Raw genomic sequence first — 2,627 nt, 5'->3', positions numbered from 1 at the left:
AGGGCGCGCGCAGAGAGGGGCGATGCCCCGCTGGCCTAGCCTAGGAGAAAAACGGAATAGACGGACCGACCGTCCGGCTGAGTCTGGGAAGAGGTGCCGGGCGGCGGGCGGAGCATGGCCACCGGACCCATCGAAACACATCTCCACCATTCCTTCAACTGGGAAAATGCCGCCCCCGGGGCCCGAGAGGGGCCGCGGGGGCGTTCGGTTGACTGCGGGAGCGTGCCGTCAGCTCAATGTGTTCGGCTGAGATCGGAAATCAACCACGTTTGGAATTGCGTCCCAAAAAGTGGTGTAGGGCCATTCCCCGCAGTCCGGATTCTACGCTGCCCTCAACCTCCTCTTAAACTCCCGCTCGACCACCGAGACGACCCTCAGGAGCTCTGCCTCGTCCGCCTCGCCGCCCCTGGCGGCGGGGGCCAGGTCCCGCATGGACCTCGCGTCGATGAACTTGGCGTCGAGCCACAGGTAGGGCCAGGACCTGCCGGAGAGGTCGCGGCCCCGGAGCACCGAGACCTCCTCGCCGAGCGACGAGCACAGCTTCGACACGCGCGAGCGGCCCACCTCCTCCACGCCGAGCTCGGAGGCGACCCTCTCGACCTTGCTGGTGAAGACGCCGTCGGCCTACATCTCGCAGACGCAGGACGCCAGCGCGGTGTCGGTCCGCGGCCAGCGCCTGACGATGCCGTTAACGACGAGCGTGTCGTCGCCGCGACATCGGCCGAAAGCGGGCAAACCTTATTCGTCGGCGACTTGTAGTCTCATCCCATTCTCGCCTCGTCTTGTCTCCCATCCAATCTGCGTGACCGCCTCCGACAGCTGCCCATCATGCGTGACCAGCAGGAACGCGCCGGGAAAACCAATCAGCATGCCCTGAAGCGCTTCGATGGAGCCTATATCGAGATGATTCGTCGGTTCATCGAGCACGAGGAGGTTGGGATTCGTAACAAGCTGCTGCGCAAGCATGAGTTTGCGGAGCTCGCCAGGACTCAAATCGTCTCCATCGAGCAGTTTATCGGGGTCGGAATTCAGCCGCGCCACGATGGAGAGGACGCGGCCCTTCGTCTCTTGGTCCTGACCCCGTAGTCGTCTCAGGGCCCGCCCGCGTTCTTCCGGTCCGACGTCCTGGGGAACGTACGCCACTTTGACGGTATCGGGAACAGACTCAATGACGCTTCGTACCACCAGGCTCTTTCCCGTTCCGTTCGCGCCAGTCAACACCACGTGATCCGTTGGCAAGATCCAGAGCTCTGGCACGTCTATCGAGAAATCACCAGCGGACAGTCGCGTCGCCTCTAGGTGCACCACGCAGCTCGAACGCGCGGCAATGCCGAACGCGCCGATAGTATGGTCGTATCGCTTCGAGACAACTCTCTTTGAGAGCTCTCCCTCGGCCTTTGCCAGCCGTTCACTCATATTGGACGAGAGCTTGCCAGCCACGCCGTCCTTTCCTGAGACTATGGCGCGTCCAATCCTCTCCCGTGCGTCACTGTCGTGCTTGTCCAGGTTGCGCTTGCTGCGCTTGCCCTTCTGACGCGCCGCCTCCTCGCTTCTGCGCTGGGCTTCCGCCTTCAAGCGCTTCGCTTCGCGGGCGGCCTTCTCGCGGTCCCTGATTGCAGCAGAGCGCTCGATGGCCGCTTGGCCACTCGCCTTCGAGTACCCTCCGGGTCGCATGGTCCAACGCACCCCCTCGCACATCAGGCTCTGGCTCACAAGGCTATCCAGCAGAGCCCTGTCATGCGAGATGAGAATTCCGATGCCGCTGAAGGAAGCGAGGGCTTCCCTCACGATGTTGCGTGTCACGACGTCGAGGTCGTTTGTCGGCTCGTCCATGATGAGGACTTCCGGTCGCGCATAGAGCGCGCATGCGATCTGGAGTCGCTTCTGCTGACCGCCAGATAGAGTGCCATAGCGCCAGAACCAGTCGTCTTCGACGCGAAGCAAAGCCCTTGCTCGTTGCGCTTCCTTGCCCCAGTCCGATGCGAGGTCGAAGAGATTGTCCGGTTCCTGGGTCGAGTCCTGCTGGCAGTACGCCGAGAACAGCTTCGGACTCACCGTTCCGGAATCTGGCGCGATGGAGTGCGCGGCGATACGGGCAAGCGTGCTCTTCCCGCATCCGTTATCGCCGATGATGCCCGTCCATCCCGACGGGAACGTGACGCTGACGTCATCGATGGCGGCCGATACCGTACCAGGGTAGGTATAGCTGATGTGATTGAGATTCAGTTGCATGGCGAGCTCCTTCGAGGGGAGGTCGCGCAAAGGGTCAGGCACGCGATGCATGAACTTGAAACGAGAAGACACTGAAGCGATGCGGCACCCTGAAGCGCGACCCGATTAGCGGCATGGTCGTATGGGGCGCCCGAAATGGGCATCGCTAGTTCTTCATCTAACCTGACCTAACTCGAAGCGGCGCTTGCCAAAGGCCCCGCTGATGAATTGTCGACGAGCATTGTAGCATGGCTCTGACCTGGATGCAAAGCGGATTTGCAACCAGACGAAGAACGCCCTAATGACCCTTGAGTATCAACTTTATCCGAACACCTCCCACATTCATCCGTACATGTGCGGATGAATGTGGGAACCCGATACCCTGAGGGCCGGATCGGCCGGCCCCGGGAGATCGG

1 protein-coding gene and 1 pseudogene are annotated in these 2,627 nt (G+C 61.8%); both read right to left on the bottom strand.

Going from position 1 to position 2,627, the window contains the following annotated elements; all coding sequences use genetic code 11:
• Positions 1–435 precede the first annotated feature (435 nt).
• Positions 436–681: pseudogene (locus tag ACTQV3_RS09155) on the bottom strand (transposase); the annotation flags it as partial.
• A 57-nt stretch (positions 682–738) separates the two neighbouring features.
• Positions 739–2,232 carry an ATP-binding cassette domain-containing protein gene (locus tag ACTQV3_RS09150; protein ID WP_441069450.1) on the bottom strand — a complete coding sequence of 498 codons (1,494 nt, stop codon included), beginning with the start codon at positions 2,230–2,232 and terminating at the stop codon, positions 739–741.
• Positions 2,233–2,627: the final 395 nt, after the last annotated feature.

This window comes from Collinsella sp. LCP19S3_A7 (assembly GCF_052121995.1).
Classification (GTDB): Bacteria; Actinomycetota; Coriobacteriia; order Coriobacteriales; family Coriobacteriaceae; genus Collinsella.
Note: the sequence above shows the minus strand (reverse complement) of the source record. Positions and strands in the feature narration are given on the sequence as shown.